The 14738-nt window shown below is 70.2% G+C and carries 14 protein-coding genes; 8 read left to right on the top strand and 6 right to left on the bottom strand.

What is annotated here, in order from left to right:
• Both STRIP9103_RS22015 and STRIP9103_RS22010 read left to right on the top strand, forming a co-directional pair.
• Positions 1–870 (top strand): DUF4139 domain-containing protein (locus STRIP9103_RS22015; protein WP_048820741.1); only part of this gene is annotated, 870 nt, incomplete at its 5' end.
• An 8-nt stretch (positions 871–878) separates the two neighbouring features.
• Positions 879–2438, top strand: coding sequence for a DUF4139 domain-containing protein (locus STRIP9103_RS22010; RefSeq protein ID WP_009318022.1), 1560 nt, complete (start codon positions 879–881; stop codon positions 2436–2438).
• A gap of 118 nt (positions 2439–2556) precedes the next feature.
• On the opposite strand, the gene STRIP9103_RS22005 is transcribed toward STRIP9103_RS22010, so the two are convergent.
• From STRIP9103_RS22005 to STRIP9103_RS21990, 4 genes are all read right to left on the bottom strand, one after another.
• Positions 2557–3417, bottom strand: coding sequence for a carbohydrate ABC transporter permease (locus tag STRIP9103_RS22005; RefSeq protein ID WP_009318024.1), 861 nt, complete (start codon positions 3415–3417; stop codon positions 2557–2559).
• Positions 3414–4361 (bottom strand): carbohydrate ABC transporter permease, encoded by a 948-nt coding sequence (locus STRIP9103_RS22000; RefSeq protein WP_009318029.1) that lies wholly within the window; start codon positions 4359–4361, stop codon positions 3414–3416. Before STRIP9103_RS22000 ends, STRIP9103_RS22005 begins: the two co-directional genes overlap by 4 nt.
• Positions 4358–5734 carry an extracellular solute-binding protein gene (locus STRIP9103_RS21995; RefSeq protein WP_181800136.1) on the bottom strand — a complete coding sequence of 459 codons (1377 nt, stop codon included), beginning with the start codon at positions 5732–5734 and terminating at the stop codon, positions 4358–4360. The genes STRIP9103_RS22000 and STRIP9103_RS21995 overlap by 4 nt, the downstream gene beginning before the upstream one ends.
• A 433-nt stretch (positions 5735–6167) precedes the next feature.
• Positions 6168–6590, bottom strand: coding sequence for a secondary thiamine-phosphate synthase enzyme YjbQ (locus STRIP9103_RS21990; RefSeq protein WP_009318031.1), 423 nt, complete (start codon positions 6588–6590; stop codon positions 6168–6170).
• A gap of 212 nt (positions 6591–6802) precedes the next feature.
• Between STRIP9103_RS21990 and STRIP9103_RS53510 the strand changes: the two genes are divergently transcribed.
• From STRIP9103_RS53510 to STRIP9103_RS21970, 5 genes are all read left to right on the top strand, one after another.
• Complete coding sequence (locus STRIP9103_RS53510) at positions 6803–6886, top strand: putative leader peptide (RefSeq protein WP_374005078.1); 84 nt, start codon at positions 6803–6805, stop codon at positions 6884–6886.
• A gap of 248 nt (positions 6887–7134) precedes the next feature.
• Complete coding sequence (locus STRIP9103_RS21985; protein ID WP_009318033.1) at positions 7135–8058, top strand: ABC transporter permease; 924 nt, start codon at positions 7135–7137, stop codon at positions 8056–8058.
• A complete protein-coding gene (locus STRIP9103_RS21980) occupies positions 8031–8897 on the top strand; it encodes an ABC transporter ATP-binding protein (protein WP_009318035.1) in 867 nt (288 codons plus the stop codon). Before STRIP9103_RS21985 ends, STRIP9103_RS21980 begins: the two co-directional genes overlap by 28 nt.
• A 101-nt stretch (positions 8898–8998) precedes the next feature.
• Positions 8999–10024, top strand: coding sequence for an ABC transporter substrate-binding protein (locus STRIP9103_RS21975; protein WP_009318010.1), 1026 nt, complete (start codon positions 8999–9001; stop codon positions 10022–10024).
• Between the two features lie 104 nt (positions 10025–10128).
• On the top strand, positions 10129–11208 hold the full coding sequence (locus STRIP9103_RS21970; protein ID WP_009318012.1) for an NAD(P)-binding domain-containing protein: 1080 nt from the start codon (positions 10129–10131) through the stop codon (positions 11206–11208).
• Between the two features lie 16 nt (positions 11209–11224).
• On the opposite strand, the gene mltG is transcribed toward STRIP9103_RS21970, so the two are convergent.
• Positions 11225–12127 (bottom strand): endolytic transglycosylase MltG, encoded by a 903-nt coding sequence (gene mltG / locus STRIP9103_RS21965; protein WP_048820738.1) that lies wholly within the window; start codon positions 12125–12127, stop codon positions 11225–11227.
• Positions 12128–12170: 43 nt separating this feature from the next.
• Positions 12171–14126, bottom strand: a complete 1956-nt coding sequence (locus tag STRIP9103_RS21960) for an ABC transporter ATP-binding protein (protein WP_009318007.1) — start codon at positions 14124–14126, stop codon at positions 12171–12173.
• 94 nt (positions 14127–14220) lie between these two features.
• On the opposite strand from STRIP9103_RS21960, the gene STRIP9103_RS21955 reads away from it, so the two are divergent.
• Entirely contained in the window at positions 14221–14676 is a 456-nt protein-coding gene (locus tag STRIP9103_RS21955) for a MarR family winged helix-turn-helix transcriptional regulator (RefSeq protein ID WP_009318027.1), read from the top strand.
• The last annotated feature ends 62 nt before the right edge of the window (positions 14677–14738 follow it).

Here is a 14738-nt window from a genome sequence, read left to right as displayed (position 1 = left end):
GCACCGCCACCCCTTCCGGCACCGGTGGCCGGTCCACCGCAGCCGAGCGGCGCCGAGCTCGACTACGCCGCCCTCGCCCTGTGCGGCCCCGACGAACAGGGGGATCGCAGAGGCCGGCTGTTTCCCGGCTCTCCCTTCGACCCGGTGGCGGCCGAGTACCGCCGCCGCGCCGAAGCGGTAGCCGCGCTGCCGCTGCCCGGCCACGCCGTGCGGCCCCGCGAGTCGGCGGGTTCTTTCGACCACCGCTTCGATGCCGCCGCCCGCGCCGACATTCCGTCGGACGGCACCTGGCACACCGTCACCGTCGGCGAGATCCCGGTCGGGCTGCGCACCGAGTATCTCTGTGTGCCGTCCGTGGAGCAGACCGTGTACGCGACGTTGGTGCTCTCCAACGCCACCGACCAGGCATTGTTGGCCGGCCCTGTGGAGGTCACCGTCGACGACGACTTCCTGCTGACCACCGCGCTGCCCACGCTCGCCCCCGGTGGTGTCCGCCGGGTGGGTCTCGGGCCGGCCGAGGGCATCCGGGTCACGCGCCGTACGAACCTGCACGAGTCGACCTCGGGCCTGCGGGGCAACACCACCGTGCTCGACCACCGCGTCCACGTGGAGCTGGCCAACCGGCTCGCGAGGCCCGTCACCGTCGAAGTCCGCGAGCGGGTGCCGGTCACCTCCGAGCCGGACGTCCGGATCGAGGAACGGGCCGACTGGGCGGCACCCGAGGAAGGCACGGGGCCCGATCGCCATGCGCCCGGCACCCGCGTCTGGCGACTGGACCTGCCCGCAGGCGCCACCGCCGCCCTCGACGGCGGCTACGAGATACGCATCCCGACCGGCAAGGCCCTGGTCGGCGGCAACCGCAGGAGCTGACACACGCCATGTCCACGGCCCCGAAGCCGATCGCCCTCCCTGTCACCGCCGTCACGTGTCTCGAGGATCGCGCCCACATCGAGCGCGCCGCCGTGCTCGACCTGAAGGCCGGGGTCCAGCGGCTGCGTCTCGGGCCGGTCAGTGCGCTGGCCGTCGACCGGACCCTCCATGCCGAGCTGACCGCCGATCATCCCGCGACCGTGCTCGACGTACGGATCGTCCGCAGCTGGACGCCGCGCGGGCCGCTGCCGTCCACCGACGACTCCGCCCTGCGCCGGCGCGTACACGCCCTCGAAGAGGAGCAGCTGGCTCTGGGACAGCGACGTGACCGGCTGCGTGCCCGCCTCGACCTGCTCGGCCGCCTAGCCGTCGATCTGCTGCGGGAGATCGGCGAAGGCGCCGGCTCCGGGGAGAGCGAAGGGCCCCGCTGGGCCCGCGAACTGGACCGGGTGGACGACGAGCGCGACGCGCACGGCGAGGAACTCCGCACCGTGGAGGCCCGGCTGGCCGCCCTCGCCGCCGAACTCGGGGAAGCCCGGCGGGCCATGGATCTCGCCGAGGAGGAGCCCGCCGAGCTGGTCGGCCATGTCGAGTTGACCGTGGAGGCCGCGGTCGCCGGGCCGGTCGGGCTGCGCCTGAGTCACCTCACCCCGTGTGCGCTGTGGCGGCCCGCCTATCGGGCCGTGCTCGACGGGGACTCCCTGACGCTGGAGACCGACGCGATGGTCTGGCAGCGCACCGGTGAGGACTGGTCGGACGTACGGCTGACTCTGTCGACGGCCCGCTCGGCGCGGGCCACCGATCCGCCACGGCTGGGCGAGGACCGGCTGACGCTCAAGGACCGCTCCGCGGCGGAGCGCCGCACGCTCGACGTCGAACTGCGCGAGGAGGAGATCGGGGACCTCGGCCCGGCCCCGGTGCTCGGCCTGCCCGGGGTGGACGACGGCGGCGAGGCGCGGGTACTGAGATCCCCCGCGCCGGTCTCCGTACCCGGAGACGGCCGCGCCCACCGGGTGCCGCTCACCGTGTTCACCACCGCCGCGAGCAGCGAGTACGCCTGTTCACCCGAGGTGTCGCCGCTGGTCACCCAGGTGGTGCGGTTCGACAACCTGTCCGGCCACGTGCTGCTCGCCGGGCCCGTGGACCTGGTCCGAGGCAGCGGATTCAGCGGCCGCGGCACGCTGGACTTCACCGCCCCCGGCGCCCCCGTCGAGCTGGCCTTCGGCAGCTGCGACGACTACCGGGTGGCCCGGCATGCCGAGGAGTCCCGCGGCTCCGCCGGAATCACCCAGCGGACCGTGGTCACCCGCACGGTCCGGCTGCACCTGTCCCGGTTCTCCGCCCCCGGAGAGCACGGCGAGCGGGTGGTCGTCCTTCGGGAGCGGATCCCGGTCTCCGAGGTCTCGGCGGTCGAGATACGCCTGCACAAGGATTCATGCTCCCCGGCGCCCGACGTGGTCGACGCCGAGGGCATCGCCCGCTGGGACGTCCCCCTGCCGCCCGGCAGCCGCCGCACAGTCACCCTGGTCTACGAGCTGTCGGCGAGCGCCAAGGTCACCGGGCTGTGAGCGGTGGTCCACTGCCCGCCTGCTGACGCAGGTTTGATCTGGCTCCCGCCTGCCGACAGCACGACGCTGTGCGCGAGGCCACGTCCCCCGGGCACATCACGCCCCAGTGGGCCGCCCCTCACTGCCCCGCCAACCCCGTATGCGCCACCCCCCGCACAATCTGCCGCTGGAACAGCGCGAAGACGATCAGGAGTGGCAGGCCCGCGATGACGACCGACGCCATCATCTGCTCGTAGCGGAGGCCGTAGGACGTCTGGACGTTGACCAGGCCCACCGGGAGCGTCATGCCGCCCGGGTCCGTGGTCACCAGGAACGGCCAGAGGAAGTTGTTCCAGGTCGAGATGAACGTGAAGATGCCGACCGCCGCCAGGACCGGACGGGACAGGGGCATCACGATCGTCCAGAAGACACGCCACCGGCCCGCGCCGTCGACGAAGGCCGCCTCCTCCAGTTCGCGGGGGACGCCGTCGAAGAACTTGACCAGGATGAACACCATGGCGGGGACGGCGACCTGGGGCAGGATCACGCCCCAGTACGTGTCGACCAGGCCCAGCTGCACCATCTCCGCGAACAACGGGGCCATCAGGACCTGGGGCGGGACCATGATTCCGGCCAGGACGACGGCGTACAGCACCTTGCGGCCACGGAACTCCGTGCGCGAGAAGCCGTACGCCGCCATCGCGCACAGCAGAACCGTCAGGATCGTCGTCATCACCGAGATGTACGCCGTGTTGAACATCCAGCGGCCTATGTCGCCCGCCTCCCACACCTTCCGGTACGCGTCGAAGGTGACGTGGGAGCCGAGCCAGCGCAGGGGCGTTCGTGTCGCCTCGCCTTCCGGTTTGAGGGACGTCGCCAGGGCCCACGCCAGGGGCAGGACCCACACCACCGTCAGAAGCAGGGCCGCGGCCAGCATGGCCCAGCGGCCCGGGGTCCAACGTGCCTTGCGGCCCTCGTCCGTTGACAGCGATACGCTCATGCCGACTCCCCACTCCGCCGCGACAACCGCAGCTGTACCAGCGACACGATCACGATCAGGGCGAAGAAGAGGTACGAGACCGCCGAGGCGTAGCCGATGCGGTAACCGGTGAAGCCGGACTGGTAGACGTACTGGAGGATCGGGCGGGTCGAGTCGTCGGGGCCGCCGCCGGTCATGATGTACACCTGGTCGAAGATCTTGAGGGAGGCCAGGATCTGGAGTACCAGGACGACTCCTGTGGTGCGCTTCAGCAGGGGGAGAGTCACATGCCGCAGCCGTTGCCACGCGCCCGCGCCGTCCAACTCCGCCGCCTCGTACAGGCGTTGAGGGATCGACTGCAATGCTGCCAGGTAGAGAAGGAAGTTGAAGCCGACCGTCCACCAGACGGTGGCCGCCACGATCGACAGCATCGCGTACCGCTCGTCCGTCAGCCAGCCGATGCCCGGGTGCAGGCCGAACCGGGCGAGCAGCTGGTCCGCGAAGCCGAAGTCGGAGGGGAAGATCACCCAGAGGAAGAGCAGGCCGATCACGCCCGAGGGCAGGAGGAAGGGCGCGAACCAGGAGAGCCGCCACAGCCATTGGACGAACCGCAGATGGTGCGAGAGCAGGGCGAGGACCAGGCCCATCACCACCAACGGGACCGTGGACAGGATCGTGAACCAGATCGTGTTCCACAGCGACGACCAGACGCCCGGGTCCTGGAACGCCTCCGTGTAGTTGTCGAAGCCGATGAACTCTCCCCCCTCGCCGGTGATGTTGTCGCTGCGCAGGCTCATTCCGATGCCGGATACCAGCGGCCAGAGCAGGAACAGCGCATAGGTGAGGAAGAAGGGGGCGATGAACACCAGGCCGTGCTCGGTCCACTTGCGGCGGACGGTGACGGGGCGCGCCGCCGGCTGCTTCGCCGATACCGGGACGGTGGTCGCGGTCGTCGTCGTGGTCACGCGGCGCCTCCTTCGCTGACCAGTGACTCGCTGCCGAGCGCGACGCCGAGGGGACCGCTGCCGAGCGGATCGGGCGTGTCGAGCAGCTTTCGCAGCCGCTTCTTCGCCTCGCGCAGGGCACCCGACGGCGTGCGCGATCCGGTGAGTACGCCCGAGAAGACCGCGCCCAGCTGGATCCACATCGGCGAGGCCGAGCCCGCGAACCAGGCGGGCTGGTCGAGGACCACGTCGTCGATGACGGACCGGTAGGCGGACTGCGGCTCCAGTTCCAGATAGTCCGGTCGTGTCAGCGTCGGCAGGTACGCGGGGACGTGGCCGCCCTTGGCCCACTCCACGGAGTGCTTGAGCATCCAGGCGACGAAGGTGTGGGCCGCCTCGTTCGCCCCGCCCGAACGGCCGCCGTCCTGGTGCGGGAGTACGAAGGAGTGGCAGTCGGCCTGGGCGGTGGGACGCCCGAACAGCGCAGGCACACGAGTCATGGAGAACGGCAGCCCGGCGGTGGCGAACGTGGACACCTCCCACTCGCCGTTGAGATGGAAGGCGGTCTTGCCGGCGTTGAACACCCCGATGGAGCCGGGGTAATCGACGCGGCGCACCATCAATCCGTCCGCCGTGAGCCGGGCCATGAACTCAAGGATCTCCAGGGCCTTGGCGTCGTCGAGCGTGAGGTGTCCGCCGTCCGCGGACAGGACCGTGCCACCCAGCTGCGAGTAGAAGGTGGCGAACAGCCGCCAGGGTGTGACGCAGTCCGGTCCGGTCGTCTCGGCGCTCAGCCCGGGCGCGCCCGTGGCCTTCTTCGCCGCGCGCAGGGCGTCCATGAACTCCCGTGCGCTGCCGAGGGGTCGGAGCTGCCCGCCGTCGCCGAGCAGTCCGGCCTTCTCGCAGACGTCGGTGTTGTAGTAGAGCACCATGGGGTGGGTGTCGAACGGGATCGCGTACTGCTGCCCGTCGACCGTGCCGCGCTTGAAGATGTCCTCGGGAAACTGGTCGGTTCCCACGCCCAGTTCACGCAGCAGGTCCAGGTCGAAGGGGTCAAGGAGCCGCCCGGGCCCGAACCCCGCGAGCCGTGCCAGGTGGAGCACCGCGACCTCGGGCGCCCGCCCGCCGGCCCCCGCCATGCCCAGCTTCGTGTAGTACGGGGTACCCCACTGAAGCTGGGTCGCCTCCAGGTCGATCTCCGGGTGCTCCTTGGCGAACGCGTCGACCAGCGCGGTCATATTGGCCCCGTCGCCGCCACCGAAGAGGTGCCAGTAACGCAGCCGGGTCTTCCCCTCGGCACCGAAGGAGGGCGCGGCACACCCCGCCGCACCCAGCACCAGCCCTCCGGTGCCGACGAGTAACTTTCTTCTGCTCAGGCGTGGTTCACCGCTCACGGTCCACCCTTCGATCGTCCGAAATGCCGAACTGTGCTCGCGAATTCGGACGGACGCTAGATTCGAAGCGCTTCCGAGTCAACGGTTCACGCAGGCATTCACGGAACGGCCGACCGCGACCGTCCACCCAGGTGGCCGAGAATCGCAACACCCCGCACCTGGTGGGCGCCGCCGCCGGCCGACCAGTGTCGATCGCCCTTCAGGGCGGTCGAGGATGGCAACGGCCCGGAGGCCACGTGTGAGTACCTGGGCGAGATGGCGTGGCGGGGAGCTGGTCGACGATGCGCAAGATCTGTACCACCAGCAGACCAAGAACCTGCCGGCACACCTCCCGCAGGCACGCCGGCTCCAAGGCAAACCGTTTCCCAGCCCCGCTCCTCGCCCCGTTCGGCGCGGCCGGACTTCGCCTCTGCAGTCTCCGCAGAGCGGCCACCTAACCGAGGAAGCTCAACCGGACCCGACGGTCGGGGTTGTCCCTGTTCGTGTCCACCAGGCAGACCGACTGCCAAGTTCCCAGTTCCAGGCGGCCGTTGACGACCGGGAGGGTGGCGTGGGGCGGGACGATGGCCGGGAGGACGTGGTCGCGGCCGTGGCCGGGGCTGCCGTGGCGGTGTCGCCAGCGGTCGTCGGCGGGGAGGAGGGTGTGGAGGGCGGCGAGGAGGTCGTCGTCGCTGCCGGCGCCCGTCTCGATGACGGCGACACCGGCGGTGGCGTGCGGGACGAACACGTTGAGGAGACCGTCCCGGCCGGCAGCCGCCTCGCGGAGGAACGCCTCACAGTCGGGGGTGAGGTCGACGACCCGCTCGCGCGAGCCGGAGGCGACGTTCAGGATTCGGGTGGTGAAAGCATCGGACATGGGCCCATCCTCGCGCACCCGACCCGTGCGACGCGCAAGCGACGAACCGTCATCGCATGATCCGGCAGGTCCCTTCCGGTGATACGGCAGGCCCCTTCCGCTGATACGGCAGATCCTTTCTGCTGATACGGCAGATCCTTGCGCTGGTACGGCGAGTCCAGTCCGCGAGACACCATTGACCGTGCACTGACGGGCTGGCTACTTTCACCCGCATGTCGCGTTCAGTTCCGCTCACTTCGCGCGGTCACATCGACCTGCTGCGAGTGGCCTCCGCCGCGTGTCGCCGCGGCCACTGACGCCTTTCCTCGCCTCGCCCTCCCCCGCAGCTGAGTTCCGCCTTTCCGTACGCCCGACTGTGGCGTGGCGGTGCTGAGGCGAACCCTCCTGCACTGAGGGTCCCCTCCCACGCTGAGGGGACTCTCCCGCATCGAGACCACCCACCGGCGCCGATGCCACCGGCGCCGATGCCGGCCACCGGCGCCGAGGCGCACTGCTTTCTCATCGGCCCCATCTCACCGGCCGCCCTCCTCCCCGTGGAGCACTCATGAGCATCAGCCATGCCCCGCCCGACTCCCCCGAGACCGACATTCCGGATACGCCCGCGGATACGTCCAAGGGCGCCAAGGGCGAGAGCAGCCGCCCCCTGCCTCCCGGTTCCGATTCCCTCGACCTCCAGCCCATCGTCCCCGCCTCCTCCCGTCGCACCCGCGTGCCCCGCTGGCTCCGCCGTACCTCCGGGCCCCTCCTGTTGCTCGCGGTGTGGCAACTCCTCAGCGGAACCGGCGTGTTGACGTCCGACGTGCTCGCCTCGCCGGGACGGATCGCGCAGGTCGCCGGTGATCTGATCGCGGACGGCTCGCTGCCCTCCGCGATGGGTACGTCGTTGCAGCGGGTCGCGGTCGGACTGTTGTTCGGAACCGTCGTCGGCACCGGACTCGCCCTGGTATCGGGGCTGTTCCGGGTCGGCGAGGATCTCGTGGACGCGAGTGTGCAGATGCTGCGGACCGTGCCGTTCGTGGGTCTGATCCCGCTGTTCATCATCTGGTTCGGCATCGGCGAGGCACCGAAGGTCGCGATCATCACCCTCGGTGTGTCGTTCCCGCTCTACCTCAATGTGTACGCCGGTATCCGCGGCGTCGACGCCCAGCTGATCGAGGCCGGGGAGTCCCTCGGGCTGTCGCGCTGGGGGCTCGTACGGCATGTCGTGCTCCCGGGTGCGCTGCCGGGCGCCATGACCGGTCTGCGCTACTCCCTCGGTATCGCCTGGCTCGCGCTCGTCTTCGCCGAGCAGATCAACGCGGACGCCGGCATCGGCTTCCTCATGATCCAGGCACGGGACTTCCTGCGGACCGACGTGATCGTGGTCTGCCTGATCGTCTACGCCTTCCTCGGCCTCCTCGCCGACTTCGTCGTCCGCACCCTCGAAAGGCTTCTGCTGCAATGGCGACCGACGTTCACCGGCCGGTGACCACGGAATCGGCCGACTCGGCCAATCCCGCGACCCCGACCGCCTCCACGACCCCGACCGCCTCCACGACCACGTCCGCCTCCACGACCACGTCCGCAGCCGCTCCGGCGACGGCACTCGCCTCCGGCCCTTCCCTCGCCGTACACGTCGAAGGCCTCACCCGCTCCTTCGACGGCCGTGCCGTCATCGACAATCTCCACCTCGACGTCCGGCCGGGCGAGTTCGTGGCCCTGCTCGGCCGCAGCGGCTGCGGCAAGTCCACTCTGCTGCGCATCCTCGCCGGGCTCGACCGTGACATCGAGGGCACCGTTCTGGTGCCACGCCGCAAGGCGGTCGCGTTCCAGGCACCGCGGCTGATGCCGTGGAAGAGGGTGTGGCGCAACGTCCTGCTCGGTCTGCCCGGCAGGCCCGACCGCGCGCTCGCCGAGCAGGCGCTGACCGAGGTGGGGCTGGACCACCGTTCCGGTGCCTGGCCCAAGACGCTCTCCGGCGGCGAGGCCCAACGCGCCTCCCTGGCCCGGGCGTTGGTCCGCGAGCCCGATCTGCTGCTGCTCGACGAGCCGTTCGGCGCCCTCGACGCGCTCACGCGCCTCAAGGCACAGCGGCTGGTCGGCGAGTTGTGGCAGCGGCGTGGCTGCGCGGTGCTGCTGGTCACGCACGACGTCGAGGAGGCGGTGCTGCTCGCCGACCGTGTCCTGGTGATGGACCGGGGCGTCATCGCGTACGAGACCGAGGTCGGCCTGGACCGGCCCCGCGACATCACCGACCCCCGGTTCGCCGAGCTGCGCGGCCGGCTCCTCGAACGGCTGGGCGTCGACACGACGCCCGAGGCCGCCTGACCTGCGCCGACAAGGCCGTACCTCGCCAACAAGGCCATACCTCAAAAACAGCCACACCCTCCCGGCCCACGCCACACCAGCACCGATCGAACGGAATCACCATGCGACGACGTCTCGTCCCCGCCCTGCTCCTCCCTCTGGCTCTGCTCCTCTCCGCCTGCGGCGGCAGTTCCTCGGCCAACACCTCGATCGGTGACGGGACCGACGGCAAGGGCTCTCTCACACTGAACGTCGGCGACCAGAAGGGCGGTTCGGAGGCCATCCTGCGGGCCGCCGGAGAGCTCGAGAACCTCGACTACAAGATCAAGTGGTCGACGTTCACCTCAGGGCCGCCGCTCCTTGAGGCCGTCAACGCGAAGGCCGTCGACATCGGCGGCGTCGGCAACACCCCGCCGGTCTTCGCGGCGGGCGCGAACTCCAGGATCACGGTGGTGGCCGCGTTCCACGGCACCTCCAAGGGGGACGCCATCCTCGTACCGAACGACTCGAAGCTGACCAGGGCCCAGCAGCTCAAGGGCAGGTCGATCGCCGTGGCGCAAGGCTCCTCGGCGCACTATCAGCTGGTCGCCTCCCTTGAGGCGGCAGGGCTCAGCCTGAGCGACGTCAACGTCAAGTACCTCCAGCCGGCCGACGCCCTCGCCGCGTTCAACTCCGGCAAGGTCGACGCGTGGGCGGTGTGGGACCCGTACACCTCGCAGGTGCTCCAGGCCGAGCAGGGGCGTGTCCTGACGACCGGCGAGGGGATCACCAACGGCCTCACCTTCCAGGTGGCGGCGCCGGACGCGCTGAAGGACAAGAAGAAGGCCGCAGCGATCAAGGACTACTTGGAGCGGCTGCGGCGCGCCCAGAAGTGGGTCCACGGCCACCAGGCGGAGTGGGCGAAGGTGTGGTCGAAGGACACGGGGCTGCCGTACGACGTGGCGCTCGCCGCGGTGAAGCGGAGCAACGCGAGCCGTATCCCCGTCGCGGTGGACGAGCCGCTGATCGCCTCCGAGCAGAAGATCGCGGACGCGTTCACCGAGCTGAAGCTGATCCCGCGCGAGGTGGACTTCGCCGACTTCGTCGACGAGCGGTTCAACGGCGACCTGCCGCCGTCGACCACGCCCGCGCGCGGCGAGGGGTCCTGACCCGACCGCCCATCCGTACGGCGTGCGGCGTGCGGCGTGCGGCGTGCGGCGTGCGGCGTGCGGCGTGCGGGAAGATCCATGACCTCCCCGCTGTTGGTAGAACCGTGAACAACATGCGTGAGGTCGAGGTGGTCGTCATAGGCGCTGGGCAAGCGGGGCTGTCCAGCGCCTATCACCTGCGGCGTTCCGGTTTCGAGCCGGAGCGCGACTTCGTGGTGCTGGACCACTCCCCCGGTCCCGGCGGCGCCTGGCAGTTCCGCTGGCCGTCACTGACGTACGGCAAGGTGCACGGGATGCACGCGCTGCCGGGCATGGAGCTGACGGGTGCCGATCCGGCGCGTCCGTCCTCCGAGGTCATCAGCGAGTACTTCGACACGTACGAGCGCACGTTCGATCTGCGCGTACGGCGGCCGATCGACGTACGGGCCGTACGGGAGGGGGAAGGCGGGCGGCTGCTCGTCGAGACGTCGGACGGCACCTGGTCCGCGCGGGCGCTGATCAACGCGACCGGGACATGGGACCGGCCGTTCTGGCCGCGCTACCCCGGCCAGGAGACCTTCCGGGGGCGGCAGTTGCACACCGCGCAGTACCCCGGTCCCGAGGAGTTCGCCGGGCTGCGGGTCGTCGTGGTGGGCGGTGGTGCCTCGGGGACGCAGCATCTGCTGGAGATCGCCCCGTACACCGCCGAGACGACGTGGGTGACGAGGCGTCCGCCCGTCTTCCGTGAGGGTCCCTTCGACGAGGGGGCCGGGCGGGCGGCCGTCGCCCTCGTGGAGGAGCGGGTACGGCAGGGACTGCCGCCGAAGAGCGTGGTGTCGGTGACGGGACTGCCGCTCAACGACGCGATCCGGCAGGGTATCGCCGACGGCGTCCTGGACCGGTTGCCGATGTTCGACCGGATCACACCGGATGGTGTGGAGTGGAACGACGGGCGCCGTGTGGACGCCGACGTCATCCTCTGGGCGACCGGATTCCGCGCGGCCGTCGACCATCTGGCCCCGCTGCGGCTCCGTGAACCGGGCGGCGGCATTCGCGTCGAGGGCACTCGCGCGGTCGCCGACCCGCGCATCCACCTGGTCGGCTACGGCCCGTCCGCGAGCACCATCGGCGCCAACCGCGCCGGACGCGCGGCGGTACGGGACATCAGGCGCCTTCTGGCCCAGCAGCCGGTCGCCGCCGCCTGAATCCCATATCCCCTCCTCAGCCGGAGGCCTGCGAAGGGGACGTGGGGGCTGCGAGGGCCGCGGGAGACTTGGTTCTCGGGCTCGACGAGGGGGACTTCCGCCGCTGGTTGAACTCGGCGACATTGCGCAGGTGTTCCTCGTAGTTCGCCGTGAAGCGGGTGTCGCCCGGCTTGACCGTGACGAAGTACAGCCAGTCGCCCGGGGGCGGGTTGACCGCGGCCTGCATCGCCTCCTCGCCCGGGTTGGCGATCGGCGTGGGCGGCAGGCCCATGCGCTGGTACGAGTTGTAGGGGCTGCGGATCTTCGTGTCGGCAACGCTGGTGTCCAGCGTGGAGCGGTTCAACGCGTAGTTGAGGGTGGAGTCCATCTGGAGCGGCATACCGCGTTCCAGCCGGTTGAAGACGACGCGGGCCACCTTCCCCATGTCCTGCTTGGTGGCGGCCTCGGCCTGGATGATGCTCGCGATGGTGACGGCCTGGTAGACGTTCATCGCGTTGCGCTGGGCTCCGGCGGTGATCTGGCCGCCGCCGAACTTCCTGTTCGCGGTCTCGACCATGGAGACCAGCAGGGACTCCGGGGTCGTCTTCTCCGTCAGGGGGTACGTCGCCGGGAAGAGGTAGCCCTCGGGGTTGCCCTCGGCGTCCATGGGGAGCGCCAGTCTGGCCTTGGCCAGGGACTTCTTGGTGGATCCGGCGGGCAGGTCGAGGGCCTTGTCGACGGCTTCGTAGACCTGGGTGGCGCGCCAGCCCTCCGGGATCACCAGTGAGGTGGGGCGCTCGGACCCGCCGTCGCCGCTCGTCACGATCAGCAGCGGCACCGCCACGGCGGTGGCCGCCACGACGGCTCCGGCCGCGATGAGGGCGGCCCGGCCCCGTCGCGTCAGTCGAATCGTGCTCCGTGGCGGAGTGTTCATCTGCATGCGGGCACGGTAACCCGCATATCACATCAAATCCGGCATATCTTCATCTTGTCGACTCCATCGGCCGCAGGTGCGAACCCGACTCCGGTTTCTGGGCGTGCGTCAGCTCGGGGCTGCACTGGGGCGCCCCCGAGGGCATCTCCGAAGCCGGGCTCGGCTCGGAGTTGGAGGTCGCCCCCGTGGTCGGCCCCGGCTCCAGTCGTGCGTCCCGTCGGACCAGGGCCGCGTACTTGCCGTTCTGTTCCAGCAGTTCCTCGTGTGTGCCACGTTCGACCACGCGACCGGAGTCGAGGACGACGATCTGGTCGGCGCCCCGGACGGTGGAGAGCCGGTGGGCGATGGTGAGGGTGGTGCGGTTGGCGGAGAGCGCGTCGATGGCCTCCTGCACGGCGTGCTCGGTACGGGTGTCCAGGGCGCTGGTCGCCTCGTCGAGGATGAGGACGGGCGGATCGCGCAGGATGGTACGGGCGATGGCGAGGCGCTGTTTCTCACCGCCGGAGAAGCGGTAGCCGCGCTCGCCGACGACCGTGTCGTAACCGTCGGGCAGGGACGCGATGTGGTCGTGGATCTGGGCCGCGCGTGCCGCCGCGTGCAGTTCCTCGTCGGTGGCGTCCGGCTTGGCGAAGCGGAGGTTGTCGGCGACCGTGGCGTGGAAGAGGTACGTCTCCTGGGAGACCACGCCGACCGCGCGGGCCAGCGTGTCGAAGTCCAGGTCGCGTACGTCGACCCCGTCGAGGGTGACCCGGCCGCCCGTGACGTCGTACAGCCTCGGCACCAGACGGCCGAGCGTGGATTTGCCGGCGCCGGTCGCGCCGACCACGGCGAGGCTGCCGCCGGCCGGGACGGTGAGGTCGATGCCGTCGAGGATCGGGGCGCCGGCGTCCTCGCCGTCGGCGTCGTCGTAGCGGAACTCGACGTCCTCGAAACGGACCTCGCCCTTGACGTCGTCGAGACGGACCGGGCGCTCGGGTTCGGTTATGTCGATGGGCAGGTCGAGGTACTCGAAGATGCGCTGGAAGAGGGCGAGCGAGGCCTGGATCTGGACGCCGGTGGACAGCAGGCTCACGGTCGGCCGGAACAGGCCCTGCTGGAGCGAGACGAACGCGACGAGCGTGCCGACCGAGACGGACGGGCCGCCGAACTGGAGCGCGATACCGGCGGTCCAGTAGATGACGGCGGGCATGGCGGCCATGACGACGGTGATGATCGCCATGCGCCAGCGGCCCGCCATGTTGGACCTGACCTCCAGGTCGACGAGGCCTTCCGACTCCTCGGCGAAGGTCTTGGTGAGCGAGTCGGCGCGGCCCATCGTGCGGCCGAGCAGGATGCCGCTGACGGAGAGCGACTCGGTGACCGTCGCGGCCATCGCGGCCATCTGCTGCTGGCGCTCGGTGGTGATCTTCTTGCGCTCGTTGCCGACCCGGCGGCTTATCCATACGAACAGTGGCAGCAGGAGCAGCGACACCGCGGTGAGCCGCCAGTCGAGGGCGACCATCGCGACGATCGTGGCGACCACACCGGTGAGGTTGGAGACCAGCGAGGTGGCCGTGGAGGTGACGGTCGCCTGCATGCCGCCGATGTCGTTGGCGATGCGGGACTGGACCTCGCCGGTGCGGGTCCGGGTGAAGAACGCGAGCGACATGCGCTGCAACCGGCCGTAGACGGCGGTGCGCAGATCGTGCATGACGCGTTGGCCGACGGTCGTGGAGATCAGGGTCTGCAGGACGCCGAAGACGCTGGTGAGCACCGCGCTGAGGATCATGCCGAGCGCGAGGAGGCTGAGCAGTCCGGTGCGGCCCTCGGGGATCGCGGTGTCGAGGATCTCCTTGAGCAGGAAGGGGGTCGCCACGGAGGCGAGCGAGGCGGCGCCGACCAGCAGACCGACGATCGCGAGCCGACCGCGGTAGGGGTGGAAGAGGGTCAGGATGCGACGGACCTGGCGGGGCCGTTCCTTCACCTCGCCGGATGGTGCCCAGATGGGTTGGTCGTCGGGATGCATGGGCTCCTTCGAGGGGTGAGAGAAGCTGACGAACGGAGCGTAGCTCATTGTTACCTATACTCACAATGAACATTGTCCTGATATTGTTCCCGCCATGACCAGCCCCGACGCCGACGGCCTGCTCGCCGAGCAGCTGCTGCGGTTGACCCGCCGCGTGCATCGCATCCAGAAACGCCATCTCCAGCAGAGCGGGCTGGAGATCACGCCGGCGCAGTCCCGACTGCTGCGTACCGTCGCGGCCTACGCGGCGCCGCCGCGCATGGCCGACCTCGCCCAGCGGCTGGAGGTCGTGCCGCGGGCCGTGACGACACTGGTCGACGGGCTGGAGGCGAGCGGCCGGGTGCGGCGGGTGCCCGATCCCACCAACCGGCGGGTGATAAGGATCGAGGTCACGGACAAGGGCCGGGAGGTGCTGCGCGAGTTGCGCCATGCGCGGCGGTCCGCGGCGGAGGAGATCCTGGCGCCGTTGTCGGACGAGCAGCGGGGAGTGCTGGGCGGGCTGCTGGACACGCTGGTCGACGGGGCGCCGCGGGTGGAGCGGCACTGCTGAGCCGATCCGCTGTCCGGTCGCCGACCGGCGACCGGCGATGCGAATGCCGGACACACGAGAGG

Origin of the sequence: Streptomyces ipomoeae 91-03, from assembly GCF_000317595.1 — a bacterium.
Taxonomy (GTDB): Bacteria; Actinomycetota; Actinomycetes; order Streptomycetales; family Streptomycetaceae; genus Streptomyces; species Streptomyces ipomoeae.
The sequence above is the reverse complement of the archived record's forward strand: the minus strand, read 5'-3'. Positions and strand labels throughout refer to the sequence as shown.

Excerpts from the sequence above, each read along its gene's own strand:
- STRIP9103_RS22010 (WP_009318022.1), top strand. The coding sequence starts at position 879 with ATGTCCACGGCCCCGAAGCCGATCGCCCTCCCTGTCACCGCCGTCACG.
- STRIP9103_RS21980 (WP_009318035.1), top strand. The coding sequence starts at position 8,031 with ATGGCGACCGACGTTCACCGGCCGGTGACCACGGAATCGGCCGACTCG.
- STRIP9103_RS21985 (WP_009318033.1), top strand. The coding sequence starts at position 7,135 with ATGAGCATCAGCCATGCCCCGCCCGACTCCCCCGAGACCGACATTCCG.
- STRIP9103_RS21990 (WP_009318031.1), bottom strand. The coding sequence starts at position 6,590 with ATGTCCGATGCTTTCACCACCCGAATCCTGAACGTCGCCTCCGGCTCG.
- mltG (WP_048820738.1), bottom strand. The coding sequence starts at position 12,127 with ATGCAGATGAACACTCCGCCACGGAGCACGATTCGACTGACGCGACGG.
- STRIP9103_RS21955 (WP_009318027.1), top strand. The coding sequence starts at position 14,221 with ATGACCAGCCCCGACGCCGACGGCCTGCTCGCCGAGCAGCTGCTGCGG.
- STRIP9103_RS22005 (WP_009318024.1), bottom strand. The coding sequence starts at position 3,417 with ATGAGCGTATCGCTGTCAACGGACGAGGGCCGCAAGGCACGTTGGACC.
- STRIP9103_RS21975 (WP_009318010.1), top strand. The coding sequence starts at position 8,999 with ATGCGACGACGTCTCGTCCCCGCCCTGCTCCTCCCTCTGGCTCTGCTC.
- STRIP9103_RS53510 (WP_374005078.1), top strand. The coding sequence starts at position 6,803 with ATGTCGCGTTCAGTTCCGCTCACTTCGCGCGGTCACATCGACCTGCTG.
- STRIP9103_RS21960 (WP_009318007.1), bottom strand. The coding sequence starts at position 14,126 with ATGCATCCCGACGACCAACCCATCTGGGCACCATCCGGCGAGGTGAAG.